15 protein-coding genes are annotated in these 16,437 nt (G+C 69.8%); 10 read left to right on the forward strand and 5 right to left on the reverse strand.

The annotated features are described in order from the left end of the window. Positions 1–359: 359 nt before the first annotated feature. On the reverse strand, positions 360–2,117 hold the full coding sequence (locus tag ACLHG5_RS00370; protein WP_411316197.1) for an acetyl/propionyl/methylcrotonyl-CoA carboxylase subunit alpha: 1,758 nt from the start codon (positions 2,115–2,117) through the stop codon (positions 360–362). Positions 2,118–2,234: 117 nt separating this feature from the next. Beyond that, the gene (locus ACLHG5_RS00375; RefSeq protein ID WP_411316196.1) at positions 2,235–2,888 is read right to left on the reverse strand and encodes a Maf family protein; all 654 of its coding nucleotides are present in this window, start codon (positions 2,886–2,888) and stop codon (positions 2,235–2,237) included. A gap of 21 nt (positions 2,889–2,909) precedes the next feature. On the opposite strand from ACLHG5_RS00375, the gene ACLHG5_RS00380 reads away from it, so the two are divergent. The 4 genes from ACLHG5_RS00380 (at position 2,910) to ACLHG5_RS00395 (ending at position 7,365) form a co-directional block, all read left to right on the forward strand. Beyond that, positions 2,910–4,232, forward strand: a complete 1,323-nt coding sequence (locus ACLHG5_RS00380) for a class I SAM-dependent RNA methyltransferase (RefSeq protein ID WP_411317529.1) — start codon at positions 2,910–2,912, stop codon at positions 4,230–4,232. 100 nt (positions 4,233–4,332) lie between these two features. Continuing rightward, a complete protein-coding gene (locus tag ACLHG5_RS00385; RefSeq protein ID WP_411316194.1) occupies positions 4,333–5,037 on the forward strand; it encodes a response regulator in 705 nt (234 codons plus the stop codon). Continuing rightward, positions 5,027–6,316: a sensor histidine kinase gene (locus ACLHG5_RS00390; protein ID WP_411317530.1), complete on the forward strand. Its 1,290-nt coding sequence runs from the start codon at positions 5,027–5,029 to the stop codon at positions 6,314–6,316. Before ACLHG5_RS00385 ends, ACLHG5_RS00390 begins: the two co-directional genes overlap by 11 nt. Beyond that, a complete protein-coding gene (locus tag ACLHG5_RS00395) occupies positions 6,313–7,365 on the forward strand; it encodes a hypothetical protein (RefSeq protein WP_411317531.1) in 1,053 nt (350 codons plus the stop codon). The genes ACLHG5_RS00390 and ACLHG5_RS00395 overlap by 4 nt, the downstream gene beginning before the upstream one ends. A gap of 392 nt (positions 7,366–7,757) precedes the next feature. Here ACLHG5_RS00395 and ACLHG5_RS00400 read toward each other — a convergent pair whose 3' ends face one another. Both ACLHG5_RS00400 and ACLHG5_RS00405 read right to left on the reverse strand, forming a co-directional pair. Continuing rightward, on the reverse strand, positions 7,758–7,976 hold the full coding sequence (locus tag ACLHG5_RS00400) for an acyl-CoA carboxylase subunit epsilon (protein WP_411316191.1): 219 nt from the start codon (positions 7,974–7,976) through the stop codon (positions 7,758–7,760). After that, positions 7,973–9,571, reverse strand: coding sequence for an acyl-CoA carboxylase subunit beta (locus tag ACLHG5_RS00405; RefSeq protein WP_411316190.1), 1,599 nt, complete (start codon positions 9,569–9,571; stop codon positions 7,973–7,975). The genes ACLHG5_RS00400 and ACLHG5_RS00405 overlap by 4 nt, the downstream gene beginning before the upstream one ends. A 131-nt stretch (positions 9,572–9,702) precedes the next feature. Here ACLHG5_RS00405 and ACLHG5_RS00410 point away from each other — a divergent pair, with 131 nt between their 5' ends. The 6 genes from ACLHG5_RS00410 to ACLHG5_RS00435 are packed head-to-tail and all read left to right on the forward strand — an operon-like array spanning position 9,703 to position 15,937. After that, positions 9,703–11,022 carry a cytidylyltransferase domain-containing protein gene (locus ACLHG5_RS00410; protein ID WP_411317532.1) on the forward strand — a complete coding sequence of 440 codons (1,320 nt, stop codon included), beginning with the start codon at positions 9,703–9,705 and terminating at the stop codon, positions 11,020–11,022. Then, positions 10,992–11,864 carry an N-acetylneuraminate synthase family protein gene (locus ACLHG5_RS00415; protein ID WP_411316188.1) on the forward strand — a complete coding sequence of 291 codons (873 nt, stop codon included), beginning with the start codon at positions 10,992–10,994 and terminating at the stop codon, positions 11,862–11,864. Before ACLHG5_RS00410 ends, ACLHG5_RS00415 begins: the two co-directional genes overlap by 31 nt. Continuing rightward, the gene (locus ACLHG5_RS00420) at positions 11,861–13,231 is read left to right on the forward strand and encodes a DUF6716 putative glycosyltransferase (protein ID WP_411317533.1); all 1,371 of its coding nucleotides are present in this window, start codon (positions 11,861–11,863) and stop codon (positions 13,229–13,231) included. The genes ACLHG5_RS00415 and ACLHG5_RS00420 overlap by 4 nt, the downstream gene beginning before the upstream one ends. Before the next feature lie 9 nt (positions 13,232–13,240). Further along, positions 13,241–14,032: a biotin--[acetyl-CoA-carboxylase] ligase gene (locus ACLHG5_RS00425; RefSeq protein WP_411317534.1), complete on the forward strand. Its 792-nt coding sequence runs from the start codon at positions 13,241–13,243 to the stop codon at positions 14,030–14,032. A 3-nt stretch (positions 14,033–14,035) separates the two neighbouring features. Next, positions 14,036–14,578, forward strand: coding sequence for a PH domain-containing protein (locus ACLHG5_RS00430; RefSeq protein WP_411316185.1), 543 nt, complete (start codon positions 14,036–14,038; stop codon positions 14,576–14,578). A 30-nt stretch (positions 14,579–14,608) separates the two neighbouring features. Then, complete coding sequence (locus tag ACLHG5_RS00435; protein WP_411317535.1) at positions 14,609–15,937, forward strand: UDP-glucose dehydrogenase family protein; 1,329 nt, start codon at positions 14,609–14,611, stop codon at positions 15,935–15,937. Here ACLHG5_RS00435 and ACLHG5_RS00440 read toward each other — a convergent pair. After that, entirely contained in the window at positions 15,836–16,387 is a 552-nt protein-coding gene (locus ACLHG5_RS00440) for a GtrA family protein (protein WP_411316183.1), read from the reverse strand. The two genes, ACLHG5_RS00435 and ACLHG5_RS00440, sit on opposite strands and share 102 nt — an antisense overlap. Positions 16,388–16,437: the final 50 nt, after the last annotated feature.

Raw genomic sequence — 16,437 nt, forward strand, 5'->3', positions numbered from 1 at the left:
GCGGCGGGGGCCGGGATGCGGCGCGGCGACGGCCCTGCGGCGGACTTGCGCCGCAGCAACCGCACACCGTTTCGGCACTCGCCGCGCGAATGTGCGCGGCGGATGCGAATCCGGGCGGCGGGTGGCGGCGGGGGCACCGGGGCACGGCACGGCACGGTGGCGAGGCACGCACGGCACGGCGCGGCGACGGCCCCGCGGCACGGCACGGCGACGGCGCCGCGGCGCGGCCGCACACTTGCGCCGCGGCATCCGCGCACCGTTTCGGCATCTGCGCGCGGATTATGGGTGGCGGATGCCAATGAGGACGGCGGATGTCGCGGAGCCCGGCGCAGCGCCCGCCGCCACGCGCGCCGCGAGCCTCAGTCGGTGATCGCGAGGAGCACGTGCCCGGAGGGCACCGTCGCGCCGACCGCGGCGTCGATCGGCCCGACGACACCGTCTTTGTGGGCTGTGATGGGTTGCTCCATCTTCATGGCCTCGAGCACGAGAACGAGGTCGCCCTTGACGACACGATCGCCTTCGGAGACCGCGATCTTGACGATCGTCGCTTGCATGGGAGACGTGACCGCATCACCGGATGCGCTCGCCGACACCCCTGCGGCGCTGTGCCGCCTCGGAGCAGGCAGGAGCGCGGCGGGGCTCGACGATGCCGACCCGAGCCGACGGGGGATCCCCACCTCGATGCGCTTCCCATCGACCTCGACGACGACGGTCGTGCGCTCCGCCGCGGGAGTCTGGTCGGCGAGGGAGCCGCTCCACGGTTCGATCTCCCCCGCGAACTCGGTCTCGATCCAGCGCGTGTAGACGCTGAACGGGGCACTGGTGAACGCGGGGTCGCGCACGATCGCGCGATGGAAGGGCAGAACCGTGGGGAGTCCGGCGACCTCGAACTCGTCGAGGGCGCGTCTCGACCGCTCGATGGCGTCGGCGCGCGACGACCCCGTGACGATGAGCTTCGCGAGGAGGGAGTCGAACGCTCCCGTGATGACGTCTCCCGTCGTCACTCCGCTGTCGACGCGCACGCCGGGGCCCCCGGGGAATCGCAAGACGTTCACGGGGCCGGGGGAGGGCATGAAGTTGAGGCCGGGGTCTTCGCCGTTGATACGGAACTCGATCGAGTGCCCCTGCGCGACGGGATCGCCGTAGCCGATCGGTTCGCCCTCGGCGAGACGGAACTGCTCGCGCACGAGGTCGATGCCCGTGACCTCCTCGGAGACGGGGTGCTCGACCTGCAGCCTCGTGTTGACCTCGAGGAACGAGATCGTGCCGTCTTTCGCGACGAGGAACTCGCACGTTCCCGCGCCGAGGTATCCGACCTCTTTGAGAATCGCTTTCGACGCCGTGTAGAGCAGCGCGTTCTGCTCGTCGGTGAGGAACGGCGCGGGCGCCTCCTCGACGAGCTTCTGGTGGCGCCGCTGCAGCGAGCAGTCGCGCGTGGAGACGACGACGACGTCTCCGTGGGCGTCGGCGAGACACTGGGTCTCGACGTGGCGCGGCTCGTCGAGGTACTTTTCGACGAAACACTCCCCGCGCCCGAACGCCGCGACGGCCTCGCGGGTGGCCGAGTCGAAGAGTTCGGGCACCTCCTCGCGCGTGCGGGCGACTTTGAGGCCGCGACCGCCACCGCCGAACGCCGCCTTGATGGCTACGGGGAGACCGTGCAGATCGACGAAGTCGAGCACTTCCTCCGCACCGGAGACGGGGTTGAGCGTGCCGGGCGCGAGCGGTGCGCCGACCTTCTCGGCGATGTGCCGTGCGGAGACCTTGTCTCCGAGCTTCTCGATGGCGTCGGGCGACGGCCCGATCCAGATGAGGCCCGCGTCGATGACGGCGCGAGCGAAGTCGGCGTTCTCGGCGAGGAACCCGTATCCGGGGTGCACGGCGTCGGCTCCCGAGCGACGTGCGATCGACAGGATCTTGTCGATCACGAGGTAGGTCTCGGCCGAGGTGGAGCCGTCGAGGGCGTAAGCCTCGTCGGCGAGCTTGACGTGCCGCGCATCCCGATCCTGGTCGGCGTAGACGGCGACCGATGCGATCTTGCTGTCTCGAGCGGCCCTCACCACGCGAACGGCGATCTCTCCACGATTGGCGATCAAGACCTTCGTTATGCGGGGCATAGTCCTCTACCCTATTGCCGCCCGGCGCCGCCGTTTTGGCGGACACAGACAAAGATGCGGGATGCGCCCCTGCCGCGACCTACAACACTGCGGCGACACCCGCGGCACCGGGGGCAGTCACGATGCGGCGCCGCCGCGGTTCCACAGTGTCGGCCAGGCGACGTCGAACTCGAGAAGGAGCCCGCGGACGGCCGCGAGTGACAGCCCGACGACCGCGTGGGGATCGCCGTCGATGCGCGTGATGAAGGGCGCGCCGAGGCTGTCGATCGTGAATGCCCCCGCGACGAAGAGGGGTTCGCCCGTCGCGATGTAGGCGTCGATGTCGGCGTCGGAGATGTCGTCGGCGAAGGTCACCTCGGTCGTCGTCACGATCCCGCTGCCGCGGCCGACCCGCCCGCCGCGGTGGTCGATGAGCCAGTGGCCGGAGTGCAGATGCCCGGTGCGACCGCGCTGCAGATGCCAGCGTTCGCGCGCGACCTCGGGGCGGTGCGGTTTGCCGTAGGTCACGCCGTCGAGTTCGAACGCGGAGTCGCCTCCGAGCACGAACCCGTCGATGGGCTCTCCGAGCACGCTCGTGCCCGCGACGGCCTCGGCTTTCGCGCGAGCGAGCAGCGCGACCATGTCGTGGGCTGTCGGCGCGCCGTTCGCGGCCGTGTGGGCGTCGACGGCGGCATCCTCGTCCACCTCCGAGGGCACGACGACGGGTTCGATGCCCGCCGCTCGGAGTGTCGCGAGTCGGGCGGGCGAGGTCGATGCGAGGTACAGGCGCAACGCGGCTCCTATGCTCGGGGGATGGGTGAAATGCAGGGTACGCGGGTCGAGGTCGAGATTACCGGCGTCGCCCACGGCGGTGTCATGGTCGCGCGACACGAGGGGCGAGTCGTCTTCGTGAGCGACGCGATCCCCGGCGAGCGTGTCGTCGTGGAGATCACCGACGATTCGAAGAAGTCGTTCTGGCGCGCCGATGTCGTGGAGGTCGTCGAGGCCTCGGAGCACCGCCGACCGCACGTCTGGGCCGAGGCGGCCGTCGATCGGCCCCCGGCCGACCGCGCGGGCGGTGCCGAGTTCGGTCACATCGACCTCGCCTTCCAGCGCGAGCTCAAGAGGCGCGTGCTCACCGAGTCGCTCGAGCGCATGGCGGGAGTCGTGTCGGATGTCGTCGTCGAGGCGTTGCCCGCCGGGTCCGTGCCCGCAGACGCCTCGCCCGCTTCTGCGCCGGCTCCCGATGTCGACGGCACCGGGTGGCGCACGCGCGTGCGGCTGCACGTCGGGGACGACGGTCGTGCCGGGCCCTACGCCGCGCGTTCCCACCGCGTCATCCCCGTCGAGTCTCTTCCGCTCGCCGTCGACGAGGTGCGATCGATCGCTCCGCTCGACGAGAGCTTCTCGGGCGCCGACTTCGTCGACATCGTCGTGCCCTCGACCGGTAATCCGTTCGTGATCGCCGGTCAGTCCGCACCGGCAGGGGGGCGCGGTGCCGCGGGCGCGAAGCGTCAGAAGAAACCGCGAGCCAATCGCATCGTCGAGCGCGTGGGCGACCGCGAGTTCCGGCTCGACGCCGACGGCTTCTGGCAGGTGCACCGCCACGCGGCGGCGACCCTCACGAGCGCCGTCCAGTCCTCCGTCGACGAGGCCGACTTCGACCCGACGGCGTCGAACCTCGATCTCTACGGGGGAGTCGGTCTGCTCGCGGCCGCTCTCGGTGACCGTTTCGGCCGCTCTGTGCGGGTGACGTCGGTCGAGAGCGACGAGCGGGCGACCGATCACGCCGCGCACAACCTCTCCGACTGGGTCGGCGCGGCGGCGGTCACCGCGAGGGTCGACGCCTATCTCCGATCCCTCACCGCGACGGCGGGTGCGGCCGAGCGCGCGCGACTGACCCGCGCGACCGTCGTGCTCGACCCTCCGCGATCGGGTGCGGGTAAGGGCGTCGTCTCCGATCTCGCGGCTCTGGGGCCGCAGAACATCGTCTATGTCGCGTGCGACCCTGTCGCGCTCGCTCGCGATGTCGCGCTCTTCGCGGAGCGCGGATACAGCCTCACGGCCCTTCGAGCCTTCGACCTGTTCCCGTCCACCCACCACGTCGAGGCCGTCGCGACCCTCCGCCGCGAGTGACATGACGCTCTGCGCGGGATGAGTCGCGCTCGCCGTCTCGCGCGGCCTTAAGATGGGGCTGCGCTCGCGAGTTCAGCGACCGGCTCGAGACGGGATTCCCATGGTGACGACAACGACAGACTCGGACCCCCGTTCGGCCACCCCCGCGGGTGTTCGCGTGTCGGTCGTCGACGACCACGAATCGGTGCGGCTCGGCGTCAAAGCGGCGTGCATCGATGCCGGGTTCACGTTCGTCGTCGCGGCGGCCTCCGTCGACGAGTTCGTCGCCGAGCTCGGTGACAAGGAGTGCGACGTCGTCGTGCTCGACCTGTCGCTCGGCGACGGGTCGACGGTGACCGACAACGTCAAGCGCGTGCAGGCCGTGGGAGCCGCGGTTCTCGTGCACAGCATCGCCGATCGCGTCGCCTCGGTGCGCGAGGCCCTCGCGGCCGGCGCCGCGGGAGTCATCCCCAAGTCGTCGGCGACGAGCACGGTCATCTCGGCCGTCGCGACGGTCGCCCGTGGCGAGGTGCTCAACAACCTCGAGTGGGCGACGGCGATCGACGCCGACAGTGATTTCGCGAAGGCGCAGCTCGGTCGCCGCGAGCGCGAGATCCTGCACCTCTACGCCTCGGGCTTCCCCCTCAAGCTCGCCGCGCAGCAACTCGGCATCGGCTACTCGACGGCTCGCGAGTATCTCGACCGCATCAGGGTCAAGTACGTCGAGGTGGGTCGTCCCGCCCCGACGAAGGTCGACCTTCTGCGTCGCGCCGTCGAAGACGGCATCCTGCCCGGCATGGACGCGGATAACGGTGATGGCCGGTAGGCAGTCCGCTCGCGTGGCATCCACCCCGTCGCGGGTAGCGCGCAATCCCATCAGCCGCCGGCAGATCGAGACGGTCATCGCGCGGTCGTCCGGTGTCTTCGGGCTCGCCTTTGGGGCGCAGACTCTCCCGACGGTGTTCGAGCAGGCCGGTCAGACGGTCGTCGGGTGGAGTGCTCCGATGACGACGCTCGTCTTCGGGTCTCTCGTGTTCGCGGGGGTCGCCTCCGCGCTCAAGCGCTGGATCGTGCCCGCCAACGTCATCGTCGTCGTGGCGTGGTTCGCCGCGATGATCTCGTGGCCGCTGAGTCTCGCCGACCCCTCTGCGCCGGTCGACGGCCGACCGTGGCCGTGGTTCCTCTGCACCGTCGCGACGGCGGCCGCGGCCGTCGCGTGGCCCGTGTGGGCGTCGACCGCGACGCTCTTCATCGCCCCCCTCACCTACGGTGTCGTGAGGCTGTCGCCCGCGGGAGGTGAAACCGATGTCGACCTCGTCGCCCTCGACATCGTCTACGCCGTGCTCCTCGGCGGCGCCGTGCTCATCATCATCACGCTCTTGCGCCAGGCCGCCGCGGCGGTCGACCTCGCGCAATCGCTCGCTCTCGAGCGGTATTCCACCGCGATCGGCCAGCACGCGACCGAGGTCGAGCGCGTGCGCGTCGACGCGATCGTGCATGACAGCGTGCTCACGACCCTGCTCGCCTCGGCGAGGGCGGTGACGGCGGATTCGCAACGCCTCTCCGCGCGCATGGCTCTCAACGCCATGGGGTACGTGCGCGAGGCGGCGACGTCGTCGCCCAGTACGACCGAGACCGTGAGCCTCGCCGAGCTCGCGAGGCGCATCTCCGACGAGGTCGTCGCGCTCGGGGCGGAGTTCGAGGTGCGTTCTCCTGCCGGGGCGGGTGAGTCGGATGGCGGCATCCCCGGCGATGTCGCCGAAGCCGTCTATTCGGCCGCCGTGCAGTCGATGGTCAACAGTGTGCAGCACGCGGGCACGCGCCCGGACGTCGCCCGGTGGGTGTCCGTCGGCAGGTCGCTCTCGTGCCCGCTCGTCATCGAGGTCGGCGACACGGGCGACGGGTTCGTGTTCGACGAGGTTCCGACCGCGCGCATCGGTCTGCGCGTCTCGATCATCGAGAGGGTCGCGAACGCGGGAGGCAAGGTCGACGTCGATTCGGCACCCGGCGAGGGCACGGTCGTGACCATCCGCTGGCCCGACCCCTCCGACGACGGGCCGCCGGCGTGGGAGCGGGAGGCGGGGACCGGGGTGACGACCGCGTGATCATCTCCATTCCCCGATCTCTCATCATCACCCTCGCCGCGATATTCTCGGCCTACCATCTGGTTCTCGCCGCGGTGTCGTTCGACGTCGCCGAGTCCCGCGGGCCCGTGATCGCCGCCATGGTCATCTACGCTGCCGCGACCACGGCGAGCCTGCTTCCCTACCGGTCTCCGCGCATGCCGATCTGGCTCGCGGCGTTCAACGTCATCGCGACCATCGCGATCTCCCTCCTCGTCACGAGCCAACTGCCCGACGGCCCGGGAGAGAGCTACGCGGCCTGGCACACCGCCGCGATCGGAACGCTCATGGTCATCACGTCGACCCGGATGCGGCAGTCGTTCGCGTGGGTCGGCGTCGGCGTTCTCGTCGCCCAGAGCATCGCCTGGCAGGGTGTCGGCGAGCTCGCCGACCTCGGGATCGTCGGAAGCGTGGTCTGGGTGGGCATCTCGCACGCCCTCGCCTACTCTCTCGCCGCGGCGGCCCGGGACGCTCGGCAATACGCTCTCGCCGAGCGTGAGGCCGCCGAGTGGCGCGCGGCCCAGGAGGCCCACGTGTTCGAGCGACAGTTCCGGCTCGGCCAGACCGCGCGCATGGCGACACCGATGCTGCGCCAGATCGTGGCGAGCGGCGGCAACCTCACCGAGGAGGAGCGCCAGGAGTGCCTCTACCTCGAGGGGGCCATCCGTGACGAGATCCGCGGGCGCACGCTGCTCAACGACCGCGTGCGTGCCGCAGTCATGGCCTCGAGGCGCCGGGGGACGACCGTGACTCTCCTCGACGAGGGGGGAATCGACGACCTGCCCGACGACGAACGCGATCGTGTCCTCGATCGGCTCGCTGTGGCCGTCGAGGAGACGAGGACCGACCGCATCGTCGTGCGCACCGTGCCCGTGGGTTCGGACATCGCCGTGACGGTCGTGGGCCTCAGTTCGGGTAACGACGGCATCCACTCGCTTCTCGGGCACGAGCCCGACGACGACGATGACGGCGACGAGATCGACCTGTGGCTCGAGATCCCCCGCGTCGGCGCGGCGGCGACGGCCGTCTGAGCTCGACAACGTGAGGCCGCGTCTCCTGGATGATCGGCGAGACATTCCGCACCACGAGAAAGCGGGACCGGCCCCGTGGACCGGTCCCGCATCAAACTGTGAGTCAGGACGACAACCCGAATGTCGCCCTGACTCGCCCCCGAATCACTGGCCCGCTTACCCTAGTCGGCCAGTGATTGGTGGTGCACTCGTGAAGAGACACCTAGCACGATCAAGTCTGCACGCTCGTCGGGTGTCCCGAAGTCGGCATTTCTGAGGACTTCTGGGGGACAATTCCGCACCCGGTCCAGATATTGACCGGCATCAGCATACGACACCTCGCGCTCGAACGCACGGGGTGCCGGGGTACATTCTCGCGGACGACACCCGATCACGCACCGATCATCCTCGGGTCAGCCGGAGAACGACCGCCACGCGCCGATCGTGTGGAGAGGCACGCGGCCGGCCCGCTGGGTCCGCTGCCACGCGCTCGTCGTAACGGGCGGAGCCATTTCGTCGTCGGGTTCGGCGGCCATTGCGTCGATCACGGCGAGTGCCGCGGCGAGCTCGACATCGGTCGGGGAGCCGCGGAGCACCTCGATGCCCGCGCAGGATTCCGTGGCCCGTGTCACAGCGGGATGTTTCCGTGCTTCTTTGCGGGGAGGCTCGCGCGCTTCGTCCGCAGGGCGCGGAGAGCCTTGACGATCGCGACCCTCGTCGCCGCCGGTTCGATGACCCCGTCGAGTTCGCCGCGCTCGGCCGCGAGGAAGGGCGACGCCACGTTGTAGGTGTATTCGCTCGCGAGTTTCGCGCGCACCGCCGCGACATCTTCGCCCGCCGCTTCGGCCGCGCGGATCTCGGGGCGGTAGAGGATGTTGACGGCGCCCTGCCCGCCCATGACGGCGATCTCCGCGGTCGGCCACGCGTAGTTGATGTCGGCACCGAGTTGCTTCGAACCCATGACGATGTAGGCGCCGCCGTAGGCCTTGCGTGTGATGACGGTCACGAGGGGAACGGTCGCCTCGGCGTAGGCGTAGAGGAGCTTGGCCCCGCGCCGGATGACGCCCGTCCACTCCTGGTCGGTTCCGGGCAGATACCCGGGAACATCCACGAGCGTGATGATGGGGATCGAGAAGGCGTCGCAGAAGCGCACGAACCTCGACGCCTTCTCGCCCGCCTCGATGTTGAGGGTTCCGGCCATCGCGTTCGGCTGGTTGGCGATGACACCGACAGCGCGCCCCTCGATGCGACCGAAGCCGACGACGATGTTGGGGGCGAAGAGGGGCTGGGTCTCGAGGAACTCGCCGCCGTCGACGATGTGCTCGATGACCGTCTTGACGTCGTACGGCTGGTTCGGGCTGTCGGGGATGATCGTGTTGAGTTTGCGGTCGGCGTCGGTGATCTCGAGCTCGACGTCGCTCGCATACACGGGGTGCTCGGCGAGGTTGTTGTCGGGGAGGTAGCTCAGGAGTGTCCGCGCGTAGTCGAGGGCGTCGTCCTCGTCGCTCGCGAGGTAGTGGGCGACTCCCGACTTCTGGTTGTGCGTGAGGGCTCCACCGAGCTCCTCCATGCCGACATCCTCGCCCGTCACGGTCTTGATGACGTCGGGGCCGGTCACGAACATCTGGCTCGACTTGTCGACCATGATCACGAAGTCGGTGAGCGCGGGGGAATACACCGCGCCGCCCGCCGCGGGGCCCATGATGATCGAGATCTGGGGGATGACGCCCGAGGCGTGCGTGTTGCGACGGAAGATCTCGCCGTATTTGCCGAGTGCGACGACACCCTCCTGGATGCGAGCGCCCCCCGAGTCGAGCATGCCGATGATCGGCACGCCCGTCTTGAGCGCGAGGTCCATGACCTTGAGGATCTTCTCACCCGCGACCTCGCCGAGGGACCCGCCGAAGATCGTGAAGTCCTGGGCGTAGACGGCGACCTGCCTGCCGTGGATCGTGCCCGTTCCCGTGACGACGGCGTCGCCGTACGGCCGGGACTTGTCCATGTTGAAGGCGGTCGTGCGGTGTCGCACGAACTCGTCGAGTTCGACGAACGAGCCGTGGTCGAGAAGAGTCTCGATGCGCTCGCGCGCGGTCTTCTTGCCCTTGGCGTGCTGCTTCTGGATGGCGGCTTCGCCGCTCGCCGTCACGGCCTCGTGGTAGCGGAGCTTGAGGTCGGCGAGCTTGCCCGCGGTCGTCGAGAGGTCGGGGGAAGCGTTGTCGTCGATCACGCGTTCACTTTACCCACCGCCCTCCGTCCCCGAGTGGTCGCCTCCCGTCCCCCTCCCGTTCACTGCCGAGACAGCGCCCGGACCGACAGCGTTCCTACCGTCGGGGTGTGAGTACCAGAGGGGGCGCAGGAGTGACGTATACGCCATCGCCGCGCGCTTCCGTCGTGGCCGTCATCCCCGCGAGGGGCGGCTCGAAGGGGGTGCCGGGAAAGAACCTGCGCCGCGTCGGGGGCGTTCCGCTCGTGGCGCGGGCCGCGGCATCCGCTCGCTCCGCGAAGCGCATCGACCGCGTGATCGTGAGCACCGACGACCAGGCGATCGCCGCGGCGGCCAAGTCGGAGGGCGCCGACATCATGGCGCGCCCCGCCAAGCTCTCGGGCGACACGGCGAGCTCGGAGTCCGCTCTGCTCAACGTGCTCGAGCGACTCGATCACACCCCCGACATCATCGTCTTCCTGCAGGCGACCTCACCGTTCATCGACCCCGCCGACCTCGACCGCGCCATCCACCGCGTGCAGTCGGGGGAGTGTGACGTCGTGTTCTCGGCGATCGAGACCCACGCTTTCCTCTGGCGGCTCACCGACACGGGGGCGGAGGGGGTCAACCACGACCACACCTTCCGCGCTCGCCGTCAGGATCGCGAGGCCCACTACCAGGAGACGGGCGCGTTCTACGTCATGCGCGCCGCCGGGTTCCGCGACGAGAAGTACCGCTTCTTCGGCACCGTGGGCGTGGCCCTCACCGACGAGCGCCGCTCGATCGAGATCGACACGGCGCCGCAACTGGAGCTCGCGAGCGCGATCGCCCCCATCGTCGACCCCTCCCACGACATCGATGTGGATGCGGTCGTCACCGACTTCGACGGAGTCCACACCGACGACACCGTCGTGATCGGCGCCGACGGCAGCGAGTTCGTGACGACGAACCGGTCGGACGGCCTCGGTGTCGCACGCTTGCGGGATGCCGGGATTCCCGTGCTCATCCTCTCGAGGGAGAGGCACCCTGTCGTCGCCGCGCGCGGACGCAAGCTCGGCGTCGAGGTGCTCCAGGGCGTCGACGACAAAGCCACGGCGCTCACCGACTGGGCGGAGCGCAACGGCATCGACCTCGCGCGACTCGCCTACCTCGGCAACGACGTCAACGACCTTCCCGCGCTCGAGATCGCGGGGTGGCCCGTCGCGGTCGCCGACGCGAATCCCGCGGTGATGACCGCAGCGCGAGTCGTGCTCGCCCACGCCGGCGGACACGGCGCGGTGCGCGAGCTCGCCGACCGCGTCTTGCGCTCACGGTCGCCCCGGAGGGCGAGCCCCGGAACCGGCCCCGTCGACACGGGCATCCCCATCAGCACCGATCCCCGCAGCACCGATCCCCGCACCACAGACCCCATCACCACACGCACGACCACATCAGAGGAGCAGTCATGGCCGTTGTCATTGGCGGAAAAGCCGTAGGCGAATCGCACCCCGTCTACGTGATCGCCGAAATCGGCCTCAACCACAACGGTGACGTCGAGCTCGCGAAGAGACTCATCGACGTCGCCGCCGAGGCGGGTGCCGACGCGGTCAAATTCCAGAAGCGCACCCCCGAGATCTCGACCCCCGAGCACATGCGCGACGTGCCGCGGGAGACCCCGTGGGGCACGATGACCTACCTCGACTACCGCTACCGCGTGGAGTTCGATCGCGACCAGTACATCGAGATCGGCGACTACGCGGCACTCAAGGGGCTCGCGTGGTTCGCGTCGCCGTGGGACGAACCCTCCGTCGACTTCCTCGAAGGCCTCGGTGCCGTCGCCTACAAGGTCGCGTCGGCCTCCGTCACCGACATCGGGCTCCTCACGGCGATCGCGGAGACGGGCAAGCCCGTCATCCTGTCGACGGGGATGTCGACGCTCGACCAGATCGACGCCGCCGTCGCGGTGCTCGGCACCGAGCGCCTCGTCATGCTGCACGCGACCTCGACGTACCCCCTGCCTCCCGAGGAGGCGAACCTGCGCACGATCGGCACGCTCCAGCGCCGATACGCGGGTGTGCCCGTCGGCTACTCGGGTCACGAGCGCGGACTGCAGATCTCGATCGCGGCCGTCGCCCTCGGTGCCGTCGCCGTCGAACGGCACATCACCCTCGACCGCACGATGTGGGGCAGCGACCACGCGGCCTCGCTCGAGCCCCACGGGCTCACACAGCTCGTGCGCGACATCCGCATCATCGAGGAGGCGCTCGGCGACGGCGAGAAGCGCGTGTTCCCCGGGGAGCTCGCACCCCTCGCGAAGCTCCGACGCGTGACGGTGTGACGGAGAGACCTCTCGCCGTTCTCGCGGTCGCCGACTCGGACTCCTACCTCAAGTGGGGTGCCGCGACGCTCGGTCGCATGCCGCAGTCGTGGACGACCGACCTCGTCGTCGTGGAGACACCCGCGGTGCCGAGCGCGCGCCAAGTCGCCGCGGCCCTCGCGGGCACGGTGTTCGAGACCCGCGGAGTCGACATCCGCGGTGCCGACGAGATCGCGCGCCGCGTCGCCGCCGAACGTCCCGACATCGTTCTGCTCTCGGTGCGAGGCCCCGTCGTGAGGGTGCTCGTGCGGGCGATCCTCGGTGACCGCGAGGCGCGGCGGGCGACCGACGCGAGTGGCGCGCGGGCGGGTCGTCCGGGCGGGCGAGGCGCGACGACGCCGTGGCGTCCCGTGCTCGTGAGCGGACTCCCGGGGATCTCGATCCCCGCGACCCGCAAGGCGCTCTACTACCGCGCTCAAGTCGACGCGCTCATCCTGCACAGCGCGCGGGAGATCGACGAGTTCCGCGCGCTCGCCGCGACGATGGGGGTCGGGCAGCGCTTCGCGCTCTCGACCCTCCCGTTCCTCGCCGACACTCCGCGGCCGACCGGAACCGCTCGCGGGCGGGGATCCCGTGACCGCGCCGCGACCGACATCGTCTTCGCCGCCCAAGCGAAGGTGCCGAGAGAGAAGTCCGACCGCGAGCACGTGCTCCGTGAGCTCGCGACGCTCGCCGACGCCGACCCCTCCCGCCGCGTCGTGCTCAAGTTGCGCGGTCTCGCGGGGGAGCCGCAGACCCACGCCGAGCGGTATCCCTACGACACCCTCCTCGCCGAGATACCGGAGGCCCGCGGCAAACTCGTGATCGACACCGGACCGATGTCGGCGTCGCTCGACACGGCGGCGGCCCTCGTGACGGTGAGCTCGACGGCGGCGATCGAAGCCGTGCATCGGGACATCCCGGTGCTCGTCCTCGACGACTTCGGGGTCTCCAATGGCCTCATCAACACCGTCTTCGAGGGCAGCGGCCTGCTCGGGCCGCTCTCGTCGCTCGCGACGACGGGGGCCAGGCTCGCCGACGCCCGCTGGCTCGACGACAACTATTTCCACGCGCCGGACACGGTGGACTGCATCGCCGTGCTCGAGACTCTCGTCGTCGAGCGCGAGGCCGGAACACTCGCCGTGCGCCCGCAGTTCCGCGGAACCCTCGGCGGCACACTCCGGCGCGTGTGGGATCGCAAGCGTGCGCTCGGGCGATACGACCGCTCGGCGGCGGGGTTCCTCGCGCTCGCCGTCGGTATGCCCGCGCGATACGTCGTGCTCGCCGTGCGAGCGGCGCGCCGGTCGATGCGTTCGACGTCGGAGGATCGCCGGATGACGCGCCCCTAGGCTCGGGGAATGCTTTTTCCCCGCGCCTCGGCTCTCGCTCCCGTGATCGACCTCGAGTCGACGGTGAGCACGAACGACGAGGTGCTCGCCCGTGCCCCGGGCGCCGACGAGTTTCTCATCGTCGCGACGACGACGCAGACGGGAGGCCGAGGGCGGCTCGGTCGGGAGTGGGTAGCCCCGCCTCGACAGACCCTTGCGGCGTCGGTGCTCCTGAGACCTCGGGACTCCGCGGGCGTCGCCGTACCTCTCGACCGCTGGGGATGGGTGCCGCTGATGGCGGGGCTCGCGATGAGTCGCGCGGTCGACGGCGTGCTCCCCTCGCCTCGCGCGGCCCTCAAGTGGCCGAACGACGTGCTCATCGCCGAGCGGAAGGTCTGCGGCATCCTCGCCGAGATGCTCCCCACCGGTGACGGCGTCGTCGTGGGTGCGGGTGTCAATCTCACGCTCGCTCCCGATGCTCTCCCCACCCCCACGTCGACGTCTCTCGCCATCGAGGGCGCCGTCGGCGATGTCGATGCTCTCGCGGACGCCGTGCTTGCGACGTGGATCATCGAGTTCTCGCGGCTCTACCTCCCGTTCGCCGCGGCCGGAGGTGAAGCTCGGGCGAGCGGAGTGCGCTCGAGGATCGTCGCGTCGTGCGATTCGATCGGGAGGCCCGTGCGCGTCGTGCTTCCCGACGGGTCGGAGCTCCGCGCGGACGCCGTCGACATCGACGACACCGGCCGGCTCGTGGTCGAGCTGTCGAATGGCAGCAGGCAGTCTGTCGCCGCCGGGGATGTGACTCATCTGAGGTATGAATGACGCATGGCTGATGAGCGCGGAACCGGGGAGGTCGAGCGCATCGTCGCGAGTCTGCGACCGCACGGACGAGCACTCTTCTGGCCGTCGCTCGTGCTCATCGCCACGTGCGGGGCGAGCGCCTACTTCGTCGGTCGCTTCGACGAGGAGTGGCAGAACCTCGCGGTGGCGGGTGGCGCTGCAGCGCTCGTTCTGCTCGTGTGGGTCCTCCCGCTGCTCTCCTGGCTCTCGAAGCGCTACATCATCACGACGCGGCGCATCGTGTTGCGCCGCGGACTCTTCGTCCGCTCGAGGCAAGAGCTCCTGCACAGTCGGGGCTACGACATCACGGTGCGCAAGAACGCGGTGCAGAGCTCGCTGCGGTGCGGCGACGTTCTCATCAACACGGGCCTCGATTCGCCCGTCGTTCTGAAGGACATCCCCGCGGCGGACCTCGTGCAGCGCACTCTCCACGACCTCATGGAGAGCAGCGTCAATCCGATCGCCGCACGACGCCAGGCCGCTCAAGCCGAGGTGCGCGGCGAGACGACCGCCTGGGGTGGCCGCTGAGAGACGTCGAGCGGCGTTAGTGTGTCGGACGTGACTTCTCTCTCCACTCCCCTCACCATCTCTGTCATCGGCTGCGGATACCTCGGAGCCGTGCACGCCGCCGCGATGGCCGAACTCGGCCACCGGGTGATCGGCATCGACGTCGACAAGGCCAAGATCGACCTCCTCGCGGCAGGACGCCCCCCGTTCTACGAGCCCGGCCTCCCAGAGCTGCTCACCTCGGCGACCGCATCGGGCCGACTGACCTTCAGCACGGACATCGCCGCCGCCGCCGAAGCGACGGTGCACTTCGTCGCCGTCGGAACCCCGCAGCGCGCGGGAAGCAACGCCGCCGACCTCACCTACGTCGACGCGGCCGTCGAGTCGCTCCTCCCGCACCTCTCCGAGGGTGATCTCGTCGTCGGCAAGTCGACCGTGCCCGTCGGCACCGCCGAGCGCCTCGCGGCCGTCGTGTCGGGCGCGGGGGTCGGCGCGACCCTCGCGTGGAACCCCGAGTTCCTCCGCGAGGGCTTCGCGGTCAAGGACACCATCTCGCCCGATCGCCTCGTCTACGGAGTCGGGGAGGGTGACGAGCACGCCGAGTCGGTGCTCGACGCCGTGTACGCCGCGGCGCTCGCCGCCGGAACCCCCAAGGTCGTCACGGGCTACGCGACAGCCGAGCTCGTGAAGGTCAGTGCGAACGCGTTCCTCGCCACGAAGATCTCGTTCATCAACGCCATGGCCGAGGTCGCCGAGGCGACGGGAGCGGATGTGACCCAGCTCGCCGACGCCATCGGCTTCGACGCGCGCATCGGCCGCCGGTTCCTCAACGCGGGCCTCGGGTTCGGCGGTGGCTGCCTTCCGAAAGACATCCGCGGGTTCATGGCCCGGGCCGAGGAGCTCGGTGTCGAGCAGGCGCTGAGCTTCCTGAGCGAGGTCGACAGCATCAACCTCCGTCGCCGCGGCCGCATGGTCGACCTCGCGACCGAGGTGCTCGACGGTGATGTGAGCGGCAAGCGCATCGCCGTGCTCGGTCTCGCGTTCAAACCCGACTCCGACGATGTGCGCGACTCGCCCGCGCTCGACGTCGCCGTGCGCCTCGCCGAACTCGGCGCGATCGTCGTCGCGACCGATCCCGAAGCCGTCGAGACCTCGCGCGCTCGCCACCCCGAGCTCACCTACGTGTCGACCGCCGTCGAGGCGGCACAGGACGCCGACGTCGTTCTGCTCCTCACCGAGTGGAAGCAGTATCGCGACCTCGACCCCGCCGAGCTCACGTCAGTGGTGTCGGGCCGAGCTCTGCTCGACGGCCGCAACTGCGTCAACCCCGTGGTCTGGCGTGAGGCCGGGTGGACGTACCGCGCTCTCGGGCGTCCCTGACGACATCGCCGGAGCCTCCCGGAACACCCACGCTCGATACAGCGCGAAGCGGAAGGCCGACCCGAGCACGAGTCCGACGACGTTCGCCGAGACATTGTCGGCGAACGCGCTCGTGAATCCGAGCACGTAGTGGCTGACCCACAGGCACACGAGGGCGATGAGCATCCCGCCGACGCTCACGATCGCGAACTTCACGCCCTCGACGACCGTCTCGCGGTGCGTCGTCGCCGCGGATGACTCGGGTGACCTGAACGTCCAGTGGCGATTGCCGAGCCAGTTGACGGCGATCGCGACGGCCGTCGAGACGACCTTCGCGACGAGGGGGCCCTCCGCGACATCCGCGGGAGACAGGACGGTCGCCCGCAAGAGGTTGAAGAGCCCGACATCGACCGCGAGACCCACGAGTCCGACGAGACCGAACTTGGTGAGCTGGGAAGCCAGGCGGTGCATGCGGGCTCCCTGATGCTGGACGGCGGCGGTGATGCGCCAAGATGGTTCGA

It is taken from the genome of Marisediminicola sp. LYQ85, assembly GCF_046600695.1.
GTDB lineage: Bacteria > Actinomycetota > Actinomycetes > Actinomycetales > Microbacteriaceae > Marisediminicola.